Origin of the sequence: Paenibacillus sp. EC2-1, assembly GCF_049311625.1 — a bacterium.
In the GTDB taxonomy this organism is placed as follows: Bacteria; Bacillota; Bacilli; order Paenibacillales; family Paenibacillaceae; genus Paenibacillus_AQ.
Genome location: NZ_CP186006.1, coordinates 484283 through 505915, shown reverse-complemented (window position 1 = coordinate 505915; position 21633 = coordinate 484283). Strand labels below are relative to the sequence as shown.

Annotated in this window: 19 protein-coding genes; 2 read left to right on the top strand and 17 right to left on the bottom strand. The window is 43.0% G+C overall.

The features are described 5' to 3' along the window. Positions 1–146: 146 nt before the first annotated feature. Complete coding sequence (locus ACK8P5_RS02435; protein WP_422659421.1) at positions 147–1433, bottom strand: FtsW/RodA/SpoVE family cell cycle protein; 1287 nt, start codon at positions 1431–1433, stop codon at positions 147–149. Between the two features lie 3 nt (positions 1434–1436). After that, complete coding sequence (locus ACK8P5_RS02430; RefSeq protein WP_422659420.1) at positions 1437–1766, bottom strand: PadR family transcriptional regulator; 330 nt, start codon at positions 1764–1766, stop codon at positions 1437–1439. A gap of 454 nt (positions 1767–2220) precedes the next feature. On the opposite strand from ACK8P5_RS02430, the gene ACK8P5_RS02425 reads away from it, so the two are divergent. Together ACK8P5_RS02425 and ACK8P5_RS02420 are read left to right on the top strand one after the other, a co-directional pair. Then, positions 2221–3999 (top strand): methyl-accepting chemotaxis protein, encoded by a 1779-nt coding sequence (locus ACK8P5_RS02425; protein ID WP_422659419.1) that lies wholly within the window; start codon positions 2221–2223, stop codon positions 3997–3999. Positions 4000–4225: 226 nt separating this feature from the next. After that, positions 4226–4528, top strand: a complete 303-nt coding sequence (locus ACK8P5_RS02420; RefSeq protein ID WP_422659418.1) for a hypothetical protein — start codon at positions 4226–4228, stop codon at positions 4526–4528. Between the two features lie 86 nt (positions 4529–4614). Here ACK8P5_RS02420 and ACK8P5_RS02415 read toward each other — a convergent pair whose 3' ends face one another. From ACK8P5_RS02415 to dcuC, 15 genes are all read right to left on the bottom strand, one after another. Next, entirely contained in the window at positions 4615–5724 is a 1110-nt protein-coding gene (locus tag ACK8P5_RS02415) for a DUF4179 domain-containing protein (protein WP_422659417.1), read from the bottom strand. Beyond that, positions 5696–6292, bottom strand: a complete 597-nt coding sequence (locus ACK8P5_RS02410; RefSeq protein ID WP_422659416.1) for an RNA polymerase sigma factor — start codon at positions 6290–6292, stop codon at positions 5696–5698. The genes ACK8P5_RS02415 and ACK8P5_RS02410 overlap by 29 nt, the downstream gene beginning before the upstream one ends. A gap of 158 nt (positions 6293–6450) precedes the next feature. Beyond that, the gene (locus tag ACK8P5_RS02405; RefSeq protein WP_422659415.1) at positions 6451–7371 is read right to left on the bottom strand and encodes a dihydrodipicolinate synthase family protein; all 921 of its coding nucleotides are present in this window, start codon (positions 7369–7371) and stop codon (positions 6451–6453) included. A 28-nt stretch (positions 7372–7399) separates the two neighbouring features. Then, positions 7400–7840: a YhcH/YjgK/YiaL family protein gene (locus ACK8P5_RS02400; protein ID WP_422659414.1), complete on the bottom strand. Its 441-nt coding sequence runs from the start codon at positions 7838–7840 to the stop codon at positions 7400–7402. Beyond that, positions 7837–8964, bottom strand: coding sequence for a Gfo/Idh/MocA family protein (locus ACK8P5_RS02395; RefSeq protein ID WP_422659413.1), 1128 nt, complete (start codon positions 8962–8964; stop codon positions 7837–7839). Before ACK8P5_RS02395 ends, ACK8P5_RS02400 begins: the two co-directional genes overlap by 4 nt. A 59-nt stretch (positions 8965–9023) precedes the next feature. After that, on the bottom strand, positions 9024–9860 hold the full coding sequence (locus ACK8P5_RS02390; RefSeq protein WP_422659412.1) for a carbohydrate ABC transporter permease: 837 nt from the start codon (positions 9858–9860) through the stop codon (positions 9024–9026). After that, complete coding sequence (locus tag ACK8P5_RS02385) at positions 9860–10768, bottom strand: carbohydrate ABC transporter permease (RefSeq protein ID WP_422659411.1); 909 nt, start codon at positions 10766–10768, stop codon at positions 9860–9862. The genes ACK8P5_RS02390 and ACK8P5_RS02385 overlap by 1 nt, the downstream gene beginning before the upstream one ends. Positions 10769–10774: 6 nt before the next feature. Further along, positions 10775–12091 (bottom strand): ABC transporter substrate-binding protein, encoded by a 1317-nt coding sequence (locus ACK8P5_RS02380; RefSeq protein WP_422659410.1) that lies wholly within the window; start codon positions 12089–12091, stop codon positions 10775–10777. Positions 12092–12396: 305 nt separating this feature from the next. After that, on the bottom strand, positions 12397–13236 hold the full coding sequence (locus ACK8P5_RS02375) for an AraC family transcriptional regulator (RefSeq protein WP_422659409.1): 840 nt from the start codon (positions 13234–13236) through the stop codon (positions 12397–12399). 168 nt (positions 13237–13404) lie between these two features. Further along, positions 13405–14295, bottom strand: a complete 891-nt coding sequence (locus ACK8P5_RS02370; RefSeq protein WP_422659408.1) for a carbohydrate ABC transporter permease — start codon at positions 14293–14295, stop codon at positions 13405–13407. Between the two features lie 21 nt (positions 14296–14316). Then, positions 14317–15207, bottom strand: coding sequence for an ABC transporter permease (locus ACK8P5_RS02365; protein ID WP_422661342.1), 891 nt, complete (start codon positions 15205–15207; stop codon positions 14317–14319). Positions 15208–15279: 72 nt separating this feature from the next. Then, positions 15280–16953 carry a hypothetical protein gene (locus ACK8P5_RS02360; RefSeq protein WP_422659407.1) on the bottom strand — a complete coding sequence of 558 codons (1674 nt, stop codon included), beginning with the start codon at positions 16951–16953 and terminating at the stop codon, positions 15280–15282. 252 nt (positions 16954–17205) lie between these two features. After that, the gene (locus ACK8P5_RS02355) at positions 17206–18237 is read right to left on the bottom strand and encodes a response regulator transcription factor (RefSeq protein ID WP_422659406.1); all 1032 of its coding nucleotides are present in this window, start codon (positions 18235–18237) and stop codon (positions 17206–17208) included. Then, positions 18212–19990: a sensor histidine kinase gene (locus ACK8P5_RS02350; RefSeq protein ID WP_422659405.1), complete on the bottom strand. Its 1779-nt coding sequence runs from the start codon at positions 19988–19990 to the stop codon at positions 18212–18214. Before ACK8P5_RS02350 ends, ACK8P5_RS02355 begins: the two co-directional genes overlap by 26 nt. Positions 19991–20199: 209 nt before the next feature. Further along, positions 20200–21615 (bottom strand): C4-dicarboxylate transporter DcuC, encoded by a 1416-nt coding sequence (dcuC, locus tag ACK8P5_RS02345; protein ID WP_422659404.1) that lies wholly within the window; start codon positions 21613–21615, stop codon positions 20200–20202. Positions 21616–21633 lie beyond the last annotated feature (18 nt).

The window sequence follows — 21633 nt, the reverse complement described above, 5'->3', positions numbered from 1 at the left end:
GTTTGTGTACACAGCATAATCCAACCTTGTTGACAACAGTATGGCAAGAATGAGATCAGATGATCTTCACCTGAAAAGCAGACCAAAAAACAGAGGCTTGCAGATTGGATCTGCAAGCCTCTGTTACAAGAGTACCTCTCATATGATTAAGCCGCCACCTGTGCACTTGGTAGCATATTTTTACGACGGTACATGGAAAGAACAATACCCATCGCTGCAAAGTAAAGTATTTGCGATGAACCACCTGCAATGAAAGGTATTTCGATACTCGCAAAAGGAACCATGCCGAATGCCATCAGAATTGGCCATAGCATATGAAAGGCGAGTACGGTCGTAAATGCAATGGTTACTCTTTGAGCAACTGGATCTTGGAGTAAAGTGGTCATACGCCAGATTTCTATCAAGAACAGCAGAACAAGCAATCCGATGATAATCGCAGCTCCCCAGCCGAAGCAGTATATGAGATATGGGAATAAGGATTTACTCTGGATATATGGCAACATATCGTTCCTTGCAGCAAACCCATGTCCGGCCCATCCAGCTGATCGTATTGCTTCTGTGGTCTGAATCAATTGAAAGTTCTCACCTTGCTTGGGATTAAAAAAAGATGATATTCGATCCTGCACTTGACCTACTTGAAATAGAAAAAGAGTGAATAGTCCAACTACAGGCAGCCCCAAGATAAGCAATTGCTTCCTGCTCTTGTTAGTATACCAAGTTATCAATAAATACCCGATTACGTAGATCAGACCGAGCGATAAAGAACCACCCGTAATAAATAGCCATACCGGCACTAGGCCACGATACATCAATTGAATGAACATTTCGAACCATCCAAGCAGCTTTTCTCTTTTTTGACCAGCTAAAGACATGAGCAAAAGAAGAAGGGAAAGCTCCATTACATTGATGCCGAAAGATCCCAGACTGAGATACGATTTACTACCATTAATGCTTAACCCATTGAGTAGTGTGAAAACCATAAGTCCAAGTGTCATAAAGAAAATCGCATCCGCATATTTCAACAGCTTTCGGTAATCTGTGAAATAGAATCCCACAAGTACCAATAAACCAATACCTGTAAGCAAAGCCTTTTTCTCAACCGTATTAAAATAGTGACCCGGCGAAGACTGCGCATTAAACGCTGCAAATATACCGATGATGGCCATCAGTACAATAATCACAAGCATTTTCCAATTCAGTAACGGCCTGTGCGCATGTTGCAGATTTTTGCCGATAGCGACAGATGAGCCCATCTGATTTACTGCTTCCTTCAAAGCCGTCTCTTCCGAATATCCTTCGAGCTGTAGACTTTCCGCCCGATCAGCGATATGCCCGCTTAACTCCTCCCGAATCTCGGAGTGAAGCTCCTTGGCCCGGACATGCCGACATACATCGTCTAGGAACTGGTGAACAATAAGTTCCTTCTCTATCATCGATTAGCTCCCCTCCCCGATAACGGTATCTACAGCGGTTCGGAATCGTATCCACTCATCCGTCTTTTCCTTGATCTGACCTCGGCCAAGATCGGTTATCCGGTAATACTTCCGTTTGCGTCCATCGTGTTGACTCCAGTACGCATCTAACCATCCCTCTGCTTCAAGTGTGTGTAGTATGGGATAGAGTGTGCCTTCCTTCATCACAAACACGCCATTCGAGCTCTTCTCTATTTCCTTGATCAATTCATAACCGTACATTTCTTTTCGGCTCAGCACACTGAGCAGTAATATCGCCGTGCTTCCTTTGAGAAGTTCTTTATTAATCGCCAATGTCTTCTGTCACTCCTATACCTAGCAAATCTATGTATCGTTAATCTATGTATATATTAATAGCTATCCTCTTAAATGACAACCTTAATTCTGTCCTCATCATGAAAATAACTAGAATTAAATCTCACTTAAATATCTCTTCAAGCAAAAGCGAGCCGAAAATGATAACTTCAATCAAACATATAATTCCAAAAACTAACAAAATAAGACCTATCACACTCCAAGCTATAGCCTTCACTGTTTTCTTATAGATTGCTTTCATATCCCTCATCCCTTCTATTTAACACCCATAATTATACATTACTGGAGGTGCTTAAAGAGAATCCACCAAAAACACAAAATTATATCTCTTACATTTCAAAATTAAGATATTTCCTACTTCACATCCCCCTAGTTGTTGCATTATAGTTATGTGGAAATATATCCCGGTACCGACAGGAGATGCATACAGATTATGCAATCTATTAACCCTCTCTACTCTCTCAAAATGAAAATGCTGTCCACCATGATGCTGCTCCTCATCATTCCTGTTCTTACACTCGGCTTCATCAGCTATCGAACTGCAGCTAATGAAACGAATGCATTAATACGAAGTGAGCTTATGAACAATGTCCACCTAGCATCCGAAATCATGACGACTCTGAACAAAAACGTAACCAAAGGCAGTCTAACCTTGGAAGAGGCACAGGAACAATTCAAGCATCTCATTCTGGGAGAGAAGAGGGCGGACGGTAGTCGTGTCATTAACCCCAACCTGGATCTGGGAGAGCATGGGTACTTTTATGTACTGGATACTGAAGGTAATCTTCTTGCCCATCCCTCTCGTGAAGGTGACAATATTGGTGATAGTCAGACAAGTGACGGGCAGTTCTATATCCGGGATGTCATCACGTCTGCACAGAATGGCGGAGGGTATACCTATTATTTTTGGCCCCTCCCCACAGATGCGAATGCTGAGGACTCCAAGGCATCCGAGGAAGCAGAAAAAATCGTTTACGCCGTGCAGAACCCTTCATGGGGCTGGGTGATTGCTGCCGGCTCCTATCTTCAAGATTACAATACTGGGGAACAAACCATATTACGAACTATCCTATGGACACTTGCCCTTTGCTTATTCATAGGCGCAGCCATCGTCGCTGTCTTTGCTCGCCATGTCGCCAAGCCGACCATCGAAGTGGCACATCGTGCGATGACAACATCCCAAGGTGACTTAACCGGAGAGCCTCTAATCGTACAAACGCGAGATGAGAATGGCTTAATGGCTTCATCTTTTAATAAGATGATCGACAGCTTAAAAGATCTGATCAGCAGCTTAAAGCTAAGTTCAAGAACGATGAACAAGACCGCCAGTACGCTTCTGTCCGTTACACACAACACAACGGCAGCCGTTGAACAGACGACAACATCCATTCGAAAAGTAGCGGCTTCCAGCGATAATCAAGCGTATAGCATACGCAGCGCATCATCAGCGATGGAAGATATGGCACTTAGTGTTCAGCAAGTTGCTAGCACTGCATCAAATGCATTCGAAACTTCTTCCCGCACCTTAGATAAGGCAGAGTCCGGCATCCAATTAATTCGATCATCAGAGAAGCAAATGCAGGCCATCGTTGAGAAGATAGCTGATATGACAGGTTCCATCCGCAGCTTGAATCGTTATTCGGAGCAGATCACGAGCATTGTCACATCCATGAAGGATATCTCTTCACAGACTAATCTATTGGCACTAAACGCTTCGATTGAAGCCGCAAGAGCAGGAAGCAGCGGAAGCGGTTTTGCTGTTGTTGCCTCTGAGGTTCACAAACTAGCTATTCAATCGAATGAATCCGCCTCCGCCGTGGCGAATCTTATCGAGACGATCCAACAGGAGATCCGTATCGCATCCTCCTCCGTACGCAGTGTAGAGACGGAAGCCGAAACGGGTGTTATATACATAAACAAGACGGGTGAGACCTTTCAAGATATTCTGGCTTTCACTCGGCAAACCGTGGAAGGCATCCAGGAAGCCTCAGCAGCAGCCGAGCAGATGTCCGCTGAAGCAGAGAGTATATCCGAATCATTTAGTGAGATGAACGAAGCAGCCAATGAATCCTCTGTCGCTGCCCAGTGTGTCTCTAAAGCCGCAGAGGAACAGCTTATTTCGATGCAGCAGCTTAGTACTTTAGCTGAATCGCTTAATGCTTTTTCCGAAGAGCTTGAATCCATGTCTAATCGATTTAAATTGAAAGAATGACTATAATTTAGGGTGTCAAAAAGCTGTCCTCCGTGTAGGTATTTCTACCAAGAGGACAGCTTTTTTTCTGGTCTTAATGATAGTCTATACAATTCCCCGCAAATACCTAAAATCCACGAATTGAAGTCCCCACTGTAAAGGGTATTTGAATATAGACTATACTAATATGTATGATTTGAGTAAAGACAGTTGGTTACAGGTAAATATTCTAGATAAGGAGGAAACCATGCGAAATCTTAAATTAATAATCATCCCTCTCCTACTACTCTTGTTAGCATTAGGAACGATATCCACGAATGCATATGCTGAGGAAGAATCTACTTTGGATCAAGAGACGATAGATCGAATCAGGGAAAGTTACGGATTGGACATGCCAGACCCGAAAGACTACCAAGACCCATTAACCTTGTTAAGAGGAGACTTTGGAATGACGAGTTCCGCTGCGGTCGTTCTTCATCTTTTGTCCATTCCCATCCAGCCTATATCGTTTATGTTGCGTAATCTTGTAAATATCGGACAAGCGTTCTAGTGTATGGAACAAAAAAAGAGAAGGCATGCATAGTTGGCCTTCTCTAAAAGATATAACATTATTATTCACACTCATTTTATCCCTATCTACTCTTCAATCGGAATCTCAAAATCAAGTTCAGGGATATAATGCTTAACCGCCTCTCCATTCTCATCTACTACAAACTGCCCCGATTTCTTATCGCTTATTTCATATTGATAGGGTTTAATAATCAATTTCTCAGGTGTCGTGGTGAACGGTTCAAATCGCATATCGGACATACGTTCATCCCCTCCAGATCCATTCCCACTGATCACTTTAATCTGATTTCCCTTTTCATCAAACACATCATAATCAATGCTTGTCTTTAATGAATCATTAGCACCCGTCAGGGATAGTTTAGTCGTAATATTAGTCGTTACGGGCGAGAGCTCAATCTTGCTAATCGTTAATGTGTATATCCCATGCGTTCTTGTTTCGTTGGGTACCATTTCAATAATATTCTCATTATTCTTGACTACAGGTATAGTGAATAATAGGGGGTCTTTGGATTCCTCTACATTGAAACTAAGCGTTAACTCAAAGGCATCTGGAAAAGGAATCCCCTTCTGATTTCGAAGATCCGAAAATTCGATAAATGTAGAATCATCCGTTGCTCCAGGCTTTAGAAATATACCGATGCTACTACCTTTATCGGAATCATACTTCCGTAAATCGCGACCATTAATTTTGATATCAATCTTGTTAATCGCATCAATCAAACGATTATCATATTGTATATCGCTATCCGCTTTGGAACGCTCAATACTTAAAGTCACGCGTGAACCATCAAATATTAATTCCGGAACCGTATAAGTGGTATTATCATGAACGACACTTACATTCGGCGTATCCATTAGATTCTGTTCCGAGGCTACTTTCAATCCCAAATCACCCGCAATTTTGAAAATCCCTTTCATTCCGGGTACTTGCTGCAGAGAATCAGCCATCGTTGGGGACACAAAGGCGCTCCCTACCATAATCATAAATGCTGTTGTTACAATAATCGTTGTCACTTTGAAATTCTTCTTCAGACCTACCTTTCCTTTGTGATCTGATTGATGTTTGTAAATCCGGGACATCACCTGATCCGTAACATCGATTGAACTTTTTTTATTGCGAATCATGCTGATCACTCCAACAAGCTCGTCATCTGGTTGTTTTAAGTGATTGTTCATGAAGGTAACCTCCTTCTTCGTTTTTTTGAACAAGCTTTTTTCGAATACGCTCATATTTTTTCCGCGCGTTAGCCGGTGTGATGTTCATGACATGTCCAATTTCCTCGAATGAGTATTCTTCAACAGCACGTAAAAGCAGGAGATGTCTCTCTTTAAAAGATAAGAGACTTAATAAAGATTCTAAGCCTTCTTCTATCGAACTCCGTCTAGGATAAATAATCGTTTGATATGTATTCTTGAACACCTGTAGTAGGCGGATATCTCGATACCTCTTCTTATTGAGATTCATGCAATGGTTGTAAGCAATCCTATACATCCATGCCGAGAAAGAAACGGTCTGCTTATAGTTATCCAAATGCTGATACGCTTTTACAAAAATATCTTGAACTGCATCCTGTGCATCTTCAGTCTGTTCTAACAAATAGTAGCAATACACATACATTTGCTTCTGATATTGTTCAATGATGACTCTGTATTGCTCTATTTCACCTTGTTGGATGGATAAAACCGTATTCTCTACATCTAAATGATCACTACTTCTCGTATTTTGGTGATATGTGGATTCCAAAATGAGCACCTCCTTTCAAGCACCTATATAACAATTAGGAATAGAAAAATGTGACACTTACGTGTTTTTATCTCCAGACTTTTCAAAATGCTAAGTGCAGTAAACCAACGTTACCACAAAAAAAGAGACCCGGTCACGGGTCTCTAATTCTCGATCCTCTACACAGAAACGATATGTTTCATCGTCTCTTCAATCTTCTGATTCAACGCCGCCAAGGATGCATGATCCTCCTCACGAACAGGCAGCATAGGCAAGCGCGGATGACCTGTTTCAATGCCTCTTAGGCTCAATATGTACTTACAAGCCCCATACAAGGACGGATAGCTCAGCAGCTGCTTAATGATGGCATTGATCTCCGTTTGAAGTGCCTTGGCCTCTTCCAAGCGAGCTTCTTTATAGAGCGTGTTTAGCTTACAGAACAACTCTGGCATCACACCGTAGGTACCGCCAATTCCGCCATCTGCGCCCATGATTCTTCCCGCTAAGAACTGCTCGTCCGGTCCGTTGAATACAAGGAAGTCATCACCACCTGCATCTTTAAACTGCTGGAGTTCAAATGTACTCTCCCCTGACATTTTGACACCGATGACCTTCTCCTGCTGCGCCATCTTCTTGAGTAGATTCACGGACAATTGGAAACCTGTTGTTTGCGGAATATTATATATAATGAAAGGAAGATTCGTGCTATCAATCATATGCTGCCAGTGATTCTCCACGGCAGATTCGGATAAACGATAATAAATCGATGGGACCGCTGAGATGGCATCGGCTCCACATGCTTCCGCGTGCTGCGACAGCTCCACACTTTCCATTGTAGAGTTCGCACCTACATGGACAATCACGGTCAGCTCGCCTTTCACTTCTTCCATAACAGCCTCTACGACTTGCTTTCTTTCCTCTGCATTCTGCAATATGCCTTCGCCTGAGCTTCCCCCAACATATAAACCTTTTACCCCGGTTCCTACATAATAACGAGCTAGCTTCTTCACTCGGTCCACATCGACGCGGCCCTCTGCATCATATGCAGAATACATGGCTACATAAACACCTTCAAATGCAGCAACATTCCCTGTACTCATATCTCCTCATCCTCCACAGCGCCTTTGATTAGATGGCGATTTTATAAACGATCTTGCGCACTTCTTCAGCTGTATCCTCATGTGCACCAACCAGATGTGTATCTTCTGGGAAACAAATTAGGAAATATCCCGGCTCTAAGTAACCGCTAAACTTGGCGTCTGCCTTAACATCCCCGAACCAGATATCCGATTCTGCGTTATACTCCGTCTGGTCTACGAGATGCTCTACATGACTAACCTCTACATACTCCTTACCTTCCAGAACAACATGAATATCAATATATTTCCGATGTGCCTCGTAACGCTTCTCTGCCTTCGGGGTGGTTGTAAAGACAGCCACATTTTTCTTAAAAGAACTCTGTTCTGGCGCCGCTTCATGAAGATGGTACATCATATCTTCGACTGCATTTTGAAGGGCTGGATGATCAAACTTATACTTCCCAGCGTCTGAAATTTTCCCGAAAATCACTTCGCCACCGCCTCTTTATTCGTTATCTCACTCACACTTACCTTTCGATCCTCTTCTTTCGATAACGTAAGCGCATCGGCAGTTGCAATAGATGCTCTGGCTGCTGTTCCATCCAGCAATGGCTTAAACTCATCCTCAATCTCGTGACCCTGCATGATGTTATGGAAATAGATCATCTCCTCTTTCATAATACCTTGCAGCCACAGCGGAGGTGTCCGGTCAGGCTTGCCGTACATGATCGCACCATCCATCTCTAAGCCTTTGTAAATACGGGTACGGTCATCATCCACCTCTTGACTCTCATGGAGCAAGAACCGTTCTTCACCTTGAGGAGTCTTAAGTACAACTTTAACATCCTGTAGATCGATAAGAATAGCACCTTTGGTTCCTTGTATTTTCACATAGTGGTCACTCCATCTGAACGCCGATCCATATTGCAGGGTTGCATAGCGATTGCCCGCGAATTCCAGCGAAATAAGCAGCATATCATCTTCATCCCCGAACCGCTCTCCCTGATGGGCTACGTTACCACCGATCATAGATACGCGTTCTGCGGGTCCCATCAAGAATTGAATAAAGTCCAGCTCGTGGATATGATGGTAGAGATGTCCCCCGGATATTTCCCGCTTCTTCTTCCAGCTGACTTCCTCCTGAGGTTCCTCCCAGCCATTACGTTCTGCGTGACAGAATAGAAGCTCACCAATCTTCCCTTCGTTGATTAACCGCTTCGCTGTACGCACACCATGCATAAAGTTCATCACATGCCCCGCCATGAAAATAAGCCCTTTGTCTTTCGTCTTCGCGATCATCTCATTACAGTCTTCATAGGATAGAGCAATCGGCTTTTCACAGAACACATGCTTTCCGTTCGCAGCAGCACAAATCACAGGGTGTTTATGATATCCATTAGGTGAAGCTACAATAATTGCATCCACATCTGCTCTCTTACACAGCGCTTCAATACTTGGCTCCACCTCACAGTTCAGCTCTTTCGCGACAGGTTCAGCATGTTCAGGATCATATACGGCAGTGACCTTTGCCCCTTCCAATTCATCCAGCAATCGACCTAACCCTGCTCCAAAATATCCTGTACCTACGATACCGTAATTCACTTGTTTCTTCACTTTAATAACTCCTTCCATATCCATCTTTTTTATATTTATCTTGTATTCATGTTAGATACCTATTTCACAGATCCGTCGGCTAAGCCGCCCGCAATTTTCTTCTGAATGAGCATGAAGAATACGATCGAAGGCAAAATGACAATAACAGAAGCAGCCATCATCTCTCCCCAATCGAGGATTTCAGAGCCATTTAACGAGTACAATGCAACCGATATTGGCATCTTGCCAGAACTGCTGATTAATAGAAGCGCGAACAGGAATTCATTCCATGCATTTATGAACGTGTAAATGGCTGTTGCTACGACACCAGGCGACACCACGGGCAGAACAACTTGAATGAACACTCTCATCTTTCCTGCACCGTCTACCTTGGCAGCTTCTTCAATCTCTAGCGGAACCGTCTGGAAGAAACCGATCAGCATCCAGACCGCATACGGAATTGAGAAAGACAAATACGTAATGATCAGTCCGAGAAATGTGTTCACCAGACCTAGTTTCATAATGATGATGGAATAAGGTACTGCAAGTAGAATCGGTGGAAACATATACGTGGTGATTAACATCTTGGTCATCTTTTTTCCTGCCTTGGGGAAGAACCGAACAATCCCGTAAGCAGCTAAGGCAGAAATAACAATGGATATAAGTGTTGTCGCGAACGATATGATGATACTGTTCTTAATGTTGGTCGTGAAATTGAGGTTGTTCAGTACCCGGTCGTAATACTCAAATGTAAAGACTTGAGGAAAGAACGATAACGGATGACTAGCCATTTCTCCAGCAGATTTGAAAGAGGATAAGATGATCCACAATAAAGGAAATACAGCCACAAGCGATGCTAGAGAGAGAAACACATACAGCATTGCTATACCTATTTTGCTACGGCCCACGTTCGTCATTAGTGATCCTCCCTCTCCCATTTATTCAGCAGCTTAAAGTAAAAGAAACACAGTGTCAGTAGGAACAACAGCAGAATGATGGTGATCGCAGAAGATACCCCCAGTTGCTTCATGCCCCAACCTGCCCGATAAGCAAAGATCGGCAAGGTCGTGGTCAGATCCGATGGACCTCCGCCTGTAATCAAGTACAGCAGATCAAAGTTATTGAATACCCAAATCGTTCGAAGCACGAGCAGCAGCCCGATGACTCCCCGGATATGACGCACCGTAATGGACCAGAATGATTGCCAAGCGGTTGCTCCATCCATCACCGCAGCTTCATATTGATCTGAAGGAATCGTCTTGAGTGCTGATAATATGTTGACCATGAATAAGGGTGCTCCGAACCAAATATTGATGAACACAACAGCCCCGAATACAAATCCCGGATCCGCAAAGAAGTTCACGTTATAATCTGTAATGCCCATGCTTGTTAACAGATTTGGAATGAAACCGTATACATCATTGAATATCCATTTCCATGAGAATGCTATAACGATTGCCGGGAATGCCCATGGGATAATGAGCAGTGTTCGAAAAAAACCAGAATACTTCGGGATTTTGTTCAGGGCAAGAGCAGTCGCAAACCCTGCAAGTAATTGCCCTGCAATAGAGAAGACCGTCCATTTTATCGAGTTAAGAAATGCAGTATAGAAATCCGGATTCGTCAGCACGAATTGGAAATTCTTCAGCCATACCCAGTCGTAGGTTGCTTTGATCAAGTGCTTAGAGGTAAAACTGTAGTAGATGCTCGATAGGATCGGATAGATCAGTAGTAGGAAGACGACCAATGCTGCTGGGATAACAAATAATAAGCCGGTTATGTTCATGTTCTTGAATTTAGCACTCATCGCTTTCACCTGTCTCACCCCGCTTTACGATTTCGATATTTCAATCAAACCGTTCAATTCTCTTTCTGCTTTCTCCGCAGCTTCCTGTACGGATTCATTCTTCAAAATGATATTCTGGAACATTTTTTCGATTACGTTCTGCGTTGTGACAATCACGGATGGAAGCGTAGGTTCATATTCCATTCCGATTGCCGTTCCTCTGTTCACTGCATTGCTAATGATATCAACGCTACTGCGAAACTTTTGAATCGTTGGTTCATTAAGGAAAGCAGGATCTTCAGCAATGTCCTTCATCGCAGGTAACATTCCCGCTGGAACCGAGTGCAAGAAATCGATGTAATTATCTTTTTCGTATAAACTTTCAACAAAAGCTTTCGCAATATCAGGGTGCTTGCTATTCTTCCATACGATCATTGGAATATTCGAAGTTTCAATGCCCACCTCTGGATCATCGGCATGGATCTTTGGCATAGGTGCTGCTTCGATATCGTCAATCAAGTCTGGTGAATTGGTCTTCACCCCGCCAATATGAAAGCCGCTATTGAAATCAAAAGCAGTCTTGCCCTGATAGAATAACGTGGATTGATCTAAGGTCTTAAAGTTTAACGACCCATTAGGCGATGTAGATTTGTACATATTCACCCAGTAGTTAATCCCATCAATAGCCGCCTTACTCGTCAAGTTCGCCTTCCCGTCCTCTGTGATGAGGGTTTCTCCAGCTGAACGGACATAGAAGTTAAGGAAGCGGGTTGCTAGCATGTCCCCCATGCCCAAAGGAACGGACAAGCCATACACGTTCGGTGGATCATTCAGCTTAACCGCAGCCTCGAAGAGCTCATCCCATGTCTTAGGAACTTCCAGATTCGCCTTCTCTAGCAGGTCCTTGCGGTACCACATCACCTGTGCGTGGGAATAAATCGGAATGGAATAGTTCTTTCCATTCAGGCTGCCTTCTTTCAGCGGAGCCTCATAAAATCTATCTCTTCCGATATTATCAATCACATCATCGATAGGAATAATGGCATCGGCATCGAGCAGCTCCACCACATGATTCGGCAAAGCCGTGCTGACATCTGGCACCTGATCAGATTGAAGACCTGTAGTCCACTTCGTATAAAATTCAGACCAGGCGAATGTTTCAATCGTGATCTTTACACCGGGATGCTCTTTCATAAAAGCATCAGCCGCATTCTTCATAAACTCATTCCTGGCTCCCTGTGTGAAAGAATGCCACAACACAATTTCACCTTGTAAATCTCCATTCGTGCTAGGTGGCGGCAAAGCCTCAGGCTCTTTACTACAGGCAGCTGTGAATAACATCAAGAATATAGTGAATATCAAGGTTCGTGTTCTCCTCATGTATCTTGACCTACCTCTCTTCTGAATAGAATAAATCAAACACGTAATCAGAAAGTGCTACCCACAAACCCAACTTACTTAGAAGGACTTCAGAAGAAAATACGCGAAGTTTCCCTTCTTCAATTACCTCACAGAAACTCCTATCTGTATAAGAGTATCCGCTTTCAAAATACGATTGATCAATCTCTACATTACTAACAATAGCTAATATTTCAGGATACTTAAACATAGTAATCCAATCATAAATAGCACAAATCGATCACATACTTATCAAACATCTCACATTCCTAATCCCTTGCTAACTGACGGTAGGAATGTGGAGTTGCCCCATAATGCTTCTTGAATACCCTTGAAAAGTAGTTAGGATCTTCGATGCCAACCATATAGGCGATGTCTGATATGCGTTCGTCGGTCTCTAATATTTTGCGTGCAGCTACGGTCATCTTCAGCTCGATTAGAAATTCACTGGGGGATTTGCCTGTATGCTGTTTGAACAATCTGCGAAGCGTTGCTGAACTCATGTTAGCCATCTTGCTCATTTCTTCAATGCTGATGCTCTTGTCAAAGTGATGAATCATATAATCGACAACGATCTGAGCCCGGTTGCCATTGTTACTGCTGTCCTGCTTGATCGGTTTCGGCTTGTCAGATCGGTTAAATGCTGTATCAGAGGAATTGATCACATAGCCCAGGATGATCTCCAAATAACCTCGCAGCAATAGAAACTTCCCCCGCTTTGAGGAATCCTTCTCTTGAATAATGCTGTCAAAAAATCGCTTGATGAGTGGGTCCGTACATTTGATTTTGGTATCATAGCCCATAATACTGGACCAGAAATCACTATCACTTAGCGAAAATGCCGCTGAGAAGCGGATGCTAATAAACGTGAAGTCATCGGTCAAAGCCTCGCATTCAAGCCTGCATCCCTCGGGAATATAAATAATATCATCGGCCTCAAGCTGATAGAGGGTATCGTCGATCGTAAACGATGCTTTCCCCTTCTCAATGTACCGAATCATGGAATACGGTATGGATGACTCATAATAGCTCCAGCCCTTGGGAAATGCATATTTTTCAGAATAGATATAATTCAAACGAAGTGTCTGCAATAGTACATTATCAGCCAAAAGATTCTTCCTCCTCTAAAGTTAGATCCACTAGCACATTTCTCCCACGAATCATGAACATATTTCCTGAGGCTGTCAATAGTCGACAAAAAAAGAGCAGCCAATAAAGGCTGCTCTTACATTACGTATATATTCATCTTTACTCTGATCCATATGTTCTTGACACCACTACTCTTTAACAGATCCTAGTGTTAATCCATTAACAAAGTACTTTTGCAGCAGTGGGTAGATAATTAATATCGGGATCATGCTGACAAGTATTTTAGCTGAGTTGACAGTCTGGTTCGAAAGCTTCGCAAGTCTCTCAATCTCATCAACGGTCATGTTCGCACTTGAATTATTAAACTGAACGACAATCTGATTCAAATACGTCTGCAAAGGCTGATTCGATGGATCGTTCATCAGAATAAGTCCATCAAAGAAAGAGTTCCAATGGAACACAATGCTAAACAGCGTAACCGTCGCCAGAGCTGGTAAGGACAGTGGGACATATATCGTCAGTAGTGTGCGCCAAGGTCCAGCGCCGTCAATGGTGACCGCATCATCCAGCTCTTTCGGGATCCCCCGGAAGAAGTTCATCAAGATAATCACGTTAAAGGCGGGAACTGCACCTGGGAGTATTAATGCCCATATAGAATCGAGCAAGCCCAAATCACGGATGGTCATATACCAAGGAATCAACCCACCACTAAACAACATTGTAAATACGACAAACCACATATAAACATTCCGAGAACGGAATACATGTACTTCACGTGAGAGCGGATAGGCCATCAGAACAGTCATGACGAACTGAATGATCCCTCCGAGGAGTACTCTTTTCACAGAAACCCAGAAAGCTGTAAAGAATGCTCCATCCTCAATCACAGCTCGATAAGCAGCTAAGTTTACACCTTTAGGCCATAAAATGACGGACCCTGCGGCAACAGCTGATTTGTCACTAAATGAAATGGCAAGGATATGTAACAGCGGAAACAAACTGAGGCCAGCGATGCCGCATAGAATAACTAGAATGGCTCCATCGACAACACGATTGAGCGTTCCTTTTCCATAAACCATAGATGTGATCCTCCTGTCCCGCTAAAAAATTCGGTAATTCGCAAATTTTGCAGCCAACTGATATGAAATGTAAATCAGAATCAAACTCACGATGGATTTCAGTGTACCTACAGCTGTAGCCAGTTCATACTGAGATTCAATAAGACCCATTCGGTACACATACGTATCAATAATATCGCCAGACTCGTACACGAGCGTGTTATACAGGTTGAATACCTGTTCAAATCCCGCATTCAATACATTCTGAAGACTAAGTGTCGCAATTAGAATGATGGTTGCCGAAATTGCAGGCAGAGTTACGAAACGTAATTTCTGCCATCTTGTTGCTCCATCGATTTCTGCAGCTTCATACATGACCGGATTAATACCGGTTAACGCAGCCAGGAACACTATGGCAGAGAAGCCAAACTCTTTCCAAACATCGGTTCCTACGATGACAAATGGAAACCAGTCGTTACTTCCGAGAAAGAAGATGGGCTCGACACCGATATACTCTAACCCCTGATTGATAATTCCATCGAGTGACAGCATCTGTCCTACGATTCCACCAATCAATACCCATGAGATAAAGTGAGGCAAATACACAATAGTCTGTATAGCACGCTTAAAGAATCGAACTCTGAGCTCATTTAATAGCAAAGCAAAAGTCAGAGAAGCAACTAATCCAGCGATAATTTTCATAACGGCAATAAATATGGTGTTTAGAAACACTTGCTTACTATCTGGAATCTCAAGCATGTACTTAAAATTCTCTAGTCCTACCCATTCGGAACCCCAGAACCCTTTAGCTGGGCTGAAATCCTGAAATGCAATAACGATACCAAACATCGGATAAATACTAAAAATCAGCAGAAGTAATATCCCAGGGAAGAGCATCAGGTGGTAATGCATAGATGTTCGTTTTTTCATGATCAATGGGTTCCTCCTTCTAAGCCATCAGATGCCAAGAACCTGATCTAGGCTCTTGGCTACTGATTACGGGATTTATTTCAACTGCTCGCGAACTTCTTCGGTAATTTGACTTCCACCTTGTTTATTCCACTCTGCTACAAACTCATCAAAGTAATCGAGTGGCTTATTACCTAATACGATTTGCATAAATGCTGTTTCTTCAAGTTTCGTCAGGTTCACCCATTTACGTTCCATTGTTTTGGTCTTGCTGTAGAACTCACTATATACACGCTCGATATTCTTCTCAGCTACGAGTGGCTCAACGCCTTTGACACGGGAGAATGGTTCACCGAATTTATCTGCGTTTTGTTTCAGCCAATCTTCGCCTTTCATCCATTGTTCCGCTACCTTTGTTGCATCCTCGATCAAATATTTAGGCCCATCGTAAGTTGCTTCATCGATAGTTTCGCCAGCTGCAATCTTCATGACCAACTCATGCAGTTTCAGTACTTCGTCTGCACGCCACAACTGGATATCGATTGGAAGTGCATTGTCGTGTACTTGCGGATCAAGATCTTTGTATGGATCGATTGATTTATCTTCATATTGCATTTTTATTTGCCAGTTAATGATTTTTACAGCTGCTTCTGGATACGCGAAGCCTTTCTTTACAACCAAAATGTTACCGATCGGTCTTTCTTGTTTCGCATAATAAGGACCCTCTTCAGATGCCTTTACCGTATAAGCGCGCCACACCGCGTTCGGATCATTCTTAACCGAGTCAGACAGCGGGGACCAACCTGCCCACCATGAGCCAAAGAAAATACCAGCCTTATTACTTACAACCAACTGCGATGCTTGATCATATTTCATGGCTCCGAATTCTTTGTGAATGAGACCTTCCGCATACATATCACGAAGGATACCGAGCGCTTCTTTCGTTTCTGGTGTAGTGGAGCCGTATACAATTTCTCCACTCTGATTTTTTATCCAGTACCCGGGGAACGATTGATTCTGATTGAAAATTCCATCAAACGCAAACATATCCGCTTTGAAGAAGGTGCTTTGTCCAGGAAGCCCCGTCGTATCCTTTTGACCATTGCCGTCCGGGTCCTGTTCGATAAATGCTTTTGTCACTTTCTTCAATTGTTCCATATTCGTTGGAGCTTCTAGCTTAAGCTTGTCGAGCCAGTCTTGACGTACCCACACAACCGGGGAGTTATTATCAATGGTTCCCATGGACGGTATACCATAGATTTTGTCCTCTACCTTCATGGTTTCGAGTGCTTTACCACCATCCGAGGTATACATTTCCTTTAGCCCTTCGGAAGCGTAGGCATCCATTACGCCCGTCAAATCTTCGATCATATCATTCTTAACGAGCTCTAAATACTCATCAAACCCTACAAGAAAGACATCAGGAAGGTCGTTACTAGCAATAGCAAGCTTTAACTTTTGAGTGTACGGATCTCCTCTTTTTACGGTCCATACAAAGTTTAAATCTGCCTGCAGCTTTTCTTCTATCATCCGTGTCCATGCGTTATCATTAATTGTGTCGCCTGAAGGCAGATTTAGATTGATGTCCCCCTCACTTTTCGACAGGTTTATGGTTACTTTCTCAGGAAGAGGACCGAACGGATCTGCGTTCTCCACCTTTGCAGGAGTTTCCTCTGCCTTCCCCTTCTCGCTATCTTTCGTTCCAGACGAACATGCTGTAGTCAAAAGTAACATAAGAGATAAAAGCAATATTGTCCCCTTTTTCTTCATCTCTGAAACCCCTTTCATTTTCGCGATTAAGCGATGTCTAATTCATCTCTGAGCAAAGTATACCACCGCTATCTCTATGCACGGGAAAGTCGAATGTCCTCACTATCGGTGAAATTTGTGCTCAGATTATGCCGACTTAGGATATGCTCAAGACAATTAACACACCATTAATAGATTATTTTCCCCCGTAAGCACTGCAAAAAAAAGAAGCAACCGGCTGAATGCCTGCGCTTCATTCACACGTTCGATCCATCATCTCATGCTAGTGCGATACTGACTTGGCAACAAGCCTGTCCGTTCCCGAAATAGCTTGCTAAAGTACTTCTCGTCTTGAAATCCAACCTCTTCAGCGATCCGGTAAACGGGATAGTTCGTCTCTAATAAAAGGTGTTTAGCACGATTCAAACCAACATTTTGAATGTATGTAGCGAATGAGACGCCTATTATATCTTTAAAGCATTTACTGAAGTAACTACGGCTCATGCTTACGTATACACATAATTCTGCTTGGGACAGCTGCTTTCCATGACTTTGATGGATAAAGTCCACCGCAAGTAATATCTGTTTGATTACTTCCTCTGTATAGTTCGTTCGGATCAACCGGCCAACCACTGCTTTCCGAGTTTCCTTTAACCACTGCAGAATAGGCTGCTTGTCTATTTCCTCACTTATCGATTCCTGTTCAAAAATATCCCCATAAACCGGAAGACAATCTGTCCAGTATGCAGAGGCTTCTTGAAGTACAGAAGCAGGGACTTCTCCTTTATGCTGATCCATTGAAGTTACCATCTGAATGAACAAGTCGTCATCCATAAACCATTTCACCTGAAGCCATAACTCCTTCAAACTCTCGTATGAATGGGCGGGCTCAATTTGCTTCACAGCTACATCCTGCTGGACGCCAACCTCAGCTAAATGCGAAACGATTCGCTCCAGGGCTTGCTCCATAACGTCTAGCTCCAGTTGGGTCTTCACTAAATAATCTATAGCCCCAGAGCGAAGTGCTTTCTGTGCATACTCAAATTCCTGATGACAGGTCAATATGACGGTTGAAACATCCGGATATTCTGCACGGATTACATTTAGAAGATCAAGACCATTCATCCCAGGCATTGAAATATCAATAAACATTAAATCAAATGATTCCTTCGCGAGCAGTGCGAGTGCCTCCTCGGCATTTCTGGCCTCACCTGCTACCTCAATTGCGAACTTGTCCCATGGCATCGTCATTTTTAATCCGACACGAACTAAATGTTCATCATCTACGATCATTGCTCTTATCATCAAATGACACTCCTTCAATGTGAAGCGGTAATATTAGCGACACAACCGTCCCCTTGCCTTGTTCGCTCTGCATATCAAAGTGCGCTTGTTCCTTATAATAAACTTCAATTAACTTAATCACGTATTTCAGCCCAATCCCGAGCCCAGCTTTATGTTCCTTATTCCCTTTTTCACTTAACAATTGCTGCAATTGCTCTTGATCCATGCCTGTCCCATTATCCGACACACGCATTTCGAACTGGTTCTCATTCAGTTGACGGATCACAACGGATATTTCCCCCTTATCATCAGGGAGTCCATGGTACAAGGCATTCTCAACTAAAGGCTGTAAAATAAAACGGGGAATAGCAACGTCCATTAAAACTGGATCGACATCCACTTTTACTTGAAATATATAATTATATCGGATGTTCTGCAGTTCAATGTAATTGGACAGCGCCTCTACTTCCTGGCTAACTCGAACAATGATGTTCTGCTTTCCCAAGTTGTAATGCAGCACACGCGTAAAGATCGAGACCAAGCGATCAATCTGCGGTTGACGGTGGATGCGTGCCAGCCACTGGACCGTATTTAGCGTATTATGAAGAAAGTGCGGATTAATTTGAACTAATAATTTTTCAATCTCCATTTCACCTCTACGCTTTTCCTCATATTTGATCTCCCCAATCAACTCTATAAGTCTATTCCGCATATCGTAGAATCGCTCTAACAGAATATCGAATTCATCCAACCCCGTCTGAACCGTTGGAGAATCAACGGGTTGTTGTCCGGTAAACAAACGAACTTCCTTCGTGATGATCTGAAGTGGGCGATACACCATACGCCAGATGACCATAGCAAAGATCAAGCCAAGGCCAAGCGATAATGCTGAAATATAGATGTATTGCCTCAGCCATTTGTTCGTTTCCGATTCATACTCGAGCTTAGAAACAGCCATCACAAGGGTCCATCCATTTCGGTTAGAAGATTCATAGATTTGATAATTCTCACTTAAGTTGTTCGCAGCTGACAACGGCTGACCTAGAAAGACAAGCTTAGGATCGTTACTGTACGCTACCTCTCCGCTCGGATTCACAAGAAAATAAAGCGCCTTCATTCCAAGCTGACTAGGAGGTAATATTTCCTTGAAGTTGTCTGCCCTAGTCTCAACATATACATATGTATTCGGAAAGTCGTCGCTTACCTCACGCATAATCGAGAAGACAAGCCGGTCTTCGGCCCCCTTGGCTACCGATGGATGTGGACCATAATAAGCAATACGATTTGCCTGATAGAATAATGGCAGTATTTCGAGATTTATATGCTCCGTTATTGGCATATTCTCAAACCGATATACTGTCTCTTCTTCAGGAAAATAATATATCATTTGTCCCAGACTTGGATTCGACAGATTAATGAGATTCATGGATTTATTAATAGCTTTAAAAAGCACAGCTCGGTCATACGGCGTTTCTGCTTGAAGGAACTCTATGACATCTTGTCCAGTACTACTATCAAATGTAAGCATCTGAGAGGCATCACTGAGGTTGTTCAGAATTCGTTCAATAGATTCTCTTCCAGACGTAACACTGCTCGCTAAATCTTCATCAATCTTTGTGGTTTGGACCGAAGACATCCACTGAAAAGATATAAATCCAATCAATACGACGGGAATCAAGACACTAATCACGAGAAGAATACTAAGTCTACCACGTAAGGTCTTAGGCCAAAGGCGCTTTGGAGCTATCTTGAAATCACTTATCCTCAACATCATCTGTCCTCTCCCTTTACCCCTGTCTGAACTTATTCTTTCACTTGGCCCAAACTCTATTTCATTATTATAGCGACCTCCATTGAATAGCTCCATTAAAAAAAATAAGAACAGCCACTGGACGTATCTTCGTCAGTGGCTGTTCTTAAACAAAATTTAGTTGTTTGTGTATACGTAATTTAATAGCTTATTGCTACGGTAAGATGATGCTCTTACAGGAATATGATCATGGAAAGGACGAACATAAAGACCACACCAACAATCATCGGTACCGATGTCCGCTTCACAATCTCAATTGGACTCTTCTTCACCGATCCAGCAACGATCAGTACAACGGCAGCTACTGGAGAAACGGCTCTTAACAGGTTACCAGACAGACCCATTGGAATTGTAACAGCAATCGGATTAATGGCAGCTGCTTCAGCAAGAGGTACCATAAGCGGTACCATGGAGTAGAAGAGTGCCGTTCCGCTTCCGCTTAGAATAACGATCAGAGCGGTTAGTCCAACGAGAATGAGCGGAAGGATAAATCCAAGGTTGGAGCCTTGAATTCCAACCATTGCTGATTCGAGCGCTTCAATAATCCCGATGGATTTAAGACCTGTAACGAATACGGATGCCGCAACGAGAAGAACAACGATAGGTACTGCGCCACCCATTCCTTTGAAGAAATGCTCTGTACCATCAAGTACAGCCTTCGGCGTTCTTTTACGAATCAATTCACAGATAATCGCAATAGCGAAGGATAACAAGGTAACAACTTCAACACTCACATTGATCGTGAGATCAGATACGGATTGAAGAATAAAGATAACGATCAGGAACAGGATCGGAAGTACAGGAAGCAAAGCATATACAGCTGTGAACAGTTTACCACCAGATACTAGCTGTACATCTTTCAGTTCCACTTCCGCATGGTCCGTATCAATACCCATCTTTTTATCCATACGTTTCTGCCAGAAGTAATGTGTAGCCGCGATGACGATTAGCGTAGGAATGGATACCAGCGCATGATAACGGAACACATAATCTGTTACTGTCATATTCGCGAACATAGCATGCTGTGCCAACTCTGTTGCTACAGCCACGTTGTCCCCACCCATTGGCGTAGGTACAATCGTTGCAGATGTTGCGATGATCGCTGCTGCAGACAGAGTAGACATACCCGCTTTTTTCAATACTGGGAATAGCGTCGCCAGCAAGATAATCGCTAAGTTCGATGCACTTGGAATGACCAGAGACAATAAGTTACCGAGCAAGAAAACAACGGGTACTAAAACATAAACCGATTTAATTTTCCCTAGTGGTTTAGTTAGTACATTAACCGTTACATCATTCGCATTAATATAGGACATATAAGCTGTATATCCACCAAGCACGAGAATGATAAAGCCGGCTGAAGTCAGGGATGACTTAAACTGATCGGTGATCGCGAGCAGTGGATCTAACCATACGGCTCCTGTTGACTCAAAGTCTTTTGCGCTAATTCCATTCCCCATCATAATTGCGATAAACATCAATGCAATCCCGATAAAGAATAGAGTTATTTTGATATCCATCTGCTTGATTAGCATATATACAATGATACAAATCGCCAATATCGCAGATCCATACATAATTAAATCCATCGTCGTAAGCACTCCTTA

Excerpts from the sequence above, each read along its gene's own strand:
- ACK8P5_RS02425 (WP_422659419.1), top strand. The coding sequence starts at position 2,221 with ATGCAATCTATTAACCCTCTCTACTCTCTCAAAATGAAAATGCTGTCC.
- ACK8P5_RS02420 (WP_422659418.1), top strand. The coding sequence starts at position 4,226 with ATGCGAAATCTTAAATTAATAATCATCCCTCTCCTACTACTCTTGTTA.
- ACK8P5_RS02350 (WP_422659405.1), bottom strand. The coding sequence starts at position 19,990 with ATGATGTTGAGGATAAGTGATTTCAAGATAGCTCCAAAGCGCCTTTGG.
- ACK8P5_RS02370 (WP_422659408.1), bottom strand. The coding sequence starts at position 14,295 with ATGGTTTATGGAAAAGGAACGCTCAATCGTGTTGTCGATGGAGCCATT.
- dcuC (WP_422659404.1), bottom strand. The coding sequence starts at position 21,615 with ATGGATTTAATTATGTATGGATCTGCGATATTGGCGATTTGTATCATT.
- ACK8P5_RS02435 (WP_422659421.1), bottom strand. The coding sequence starts at position 1,433 with ATGATAGAGAAGGAACTTATTGTTCACCAGTTCCTAGACGATGTATGT.
- ACK8P5_RS02355 (WP_422659406.1), bottom strand. The coding sequence starts at position 18,237 with ATGATAAGAGCAATGATCGTAGATGATGAACATTTAGTTCGTGTCGGA.
- ACK8P5_RS02415 (WP_422659417.1), bottom strand. The coding sequence starts at position 5,724 with ATGAACAATCACTTAAAACAACCAGATGACGAGCTTGTTGGAGTGATC.
- ACK8P5_RS02405 (WP_422659415.1), bottom strand. The coding sequence starts at position 7,371 with ATGAGTACAGGGAATGTTGCTGCATTTGAAGGTGTTTATGTAGCCATG.
- ACK8P5_RS02360 (WP_422659407.1), bottom strand. The coding sequence starts at position 16,953 with ATGAAGAAAAAGGGGACAATATTGCTTTTATCTCTTATGTTACTTTTG.
- ACK8P5_RS02390 (WP_422659412.1), bottom strand. The coding sequence starts at position 9,860 with ATGACGAACGTGGGCCGTAGCAAAATAGGTATAGCAATGCTGTATGTG.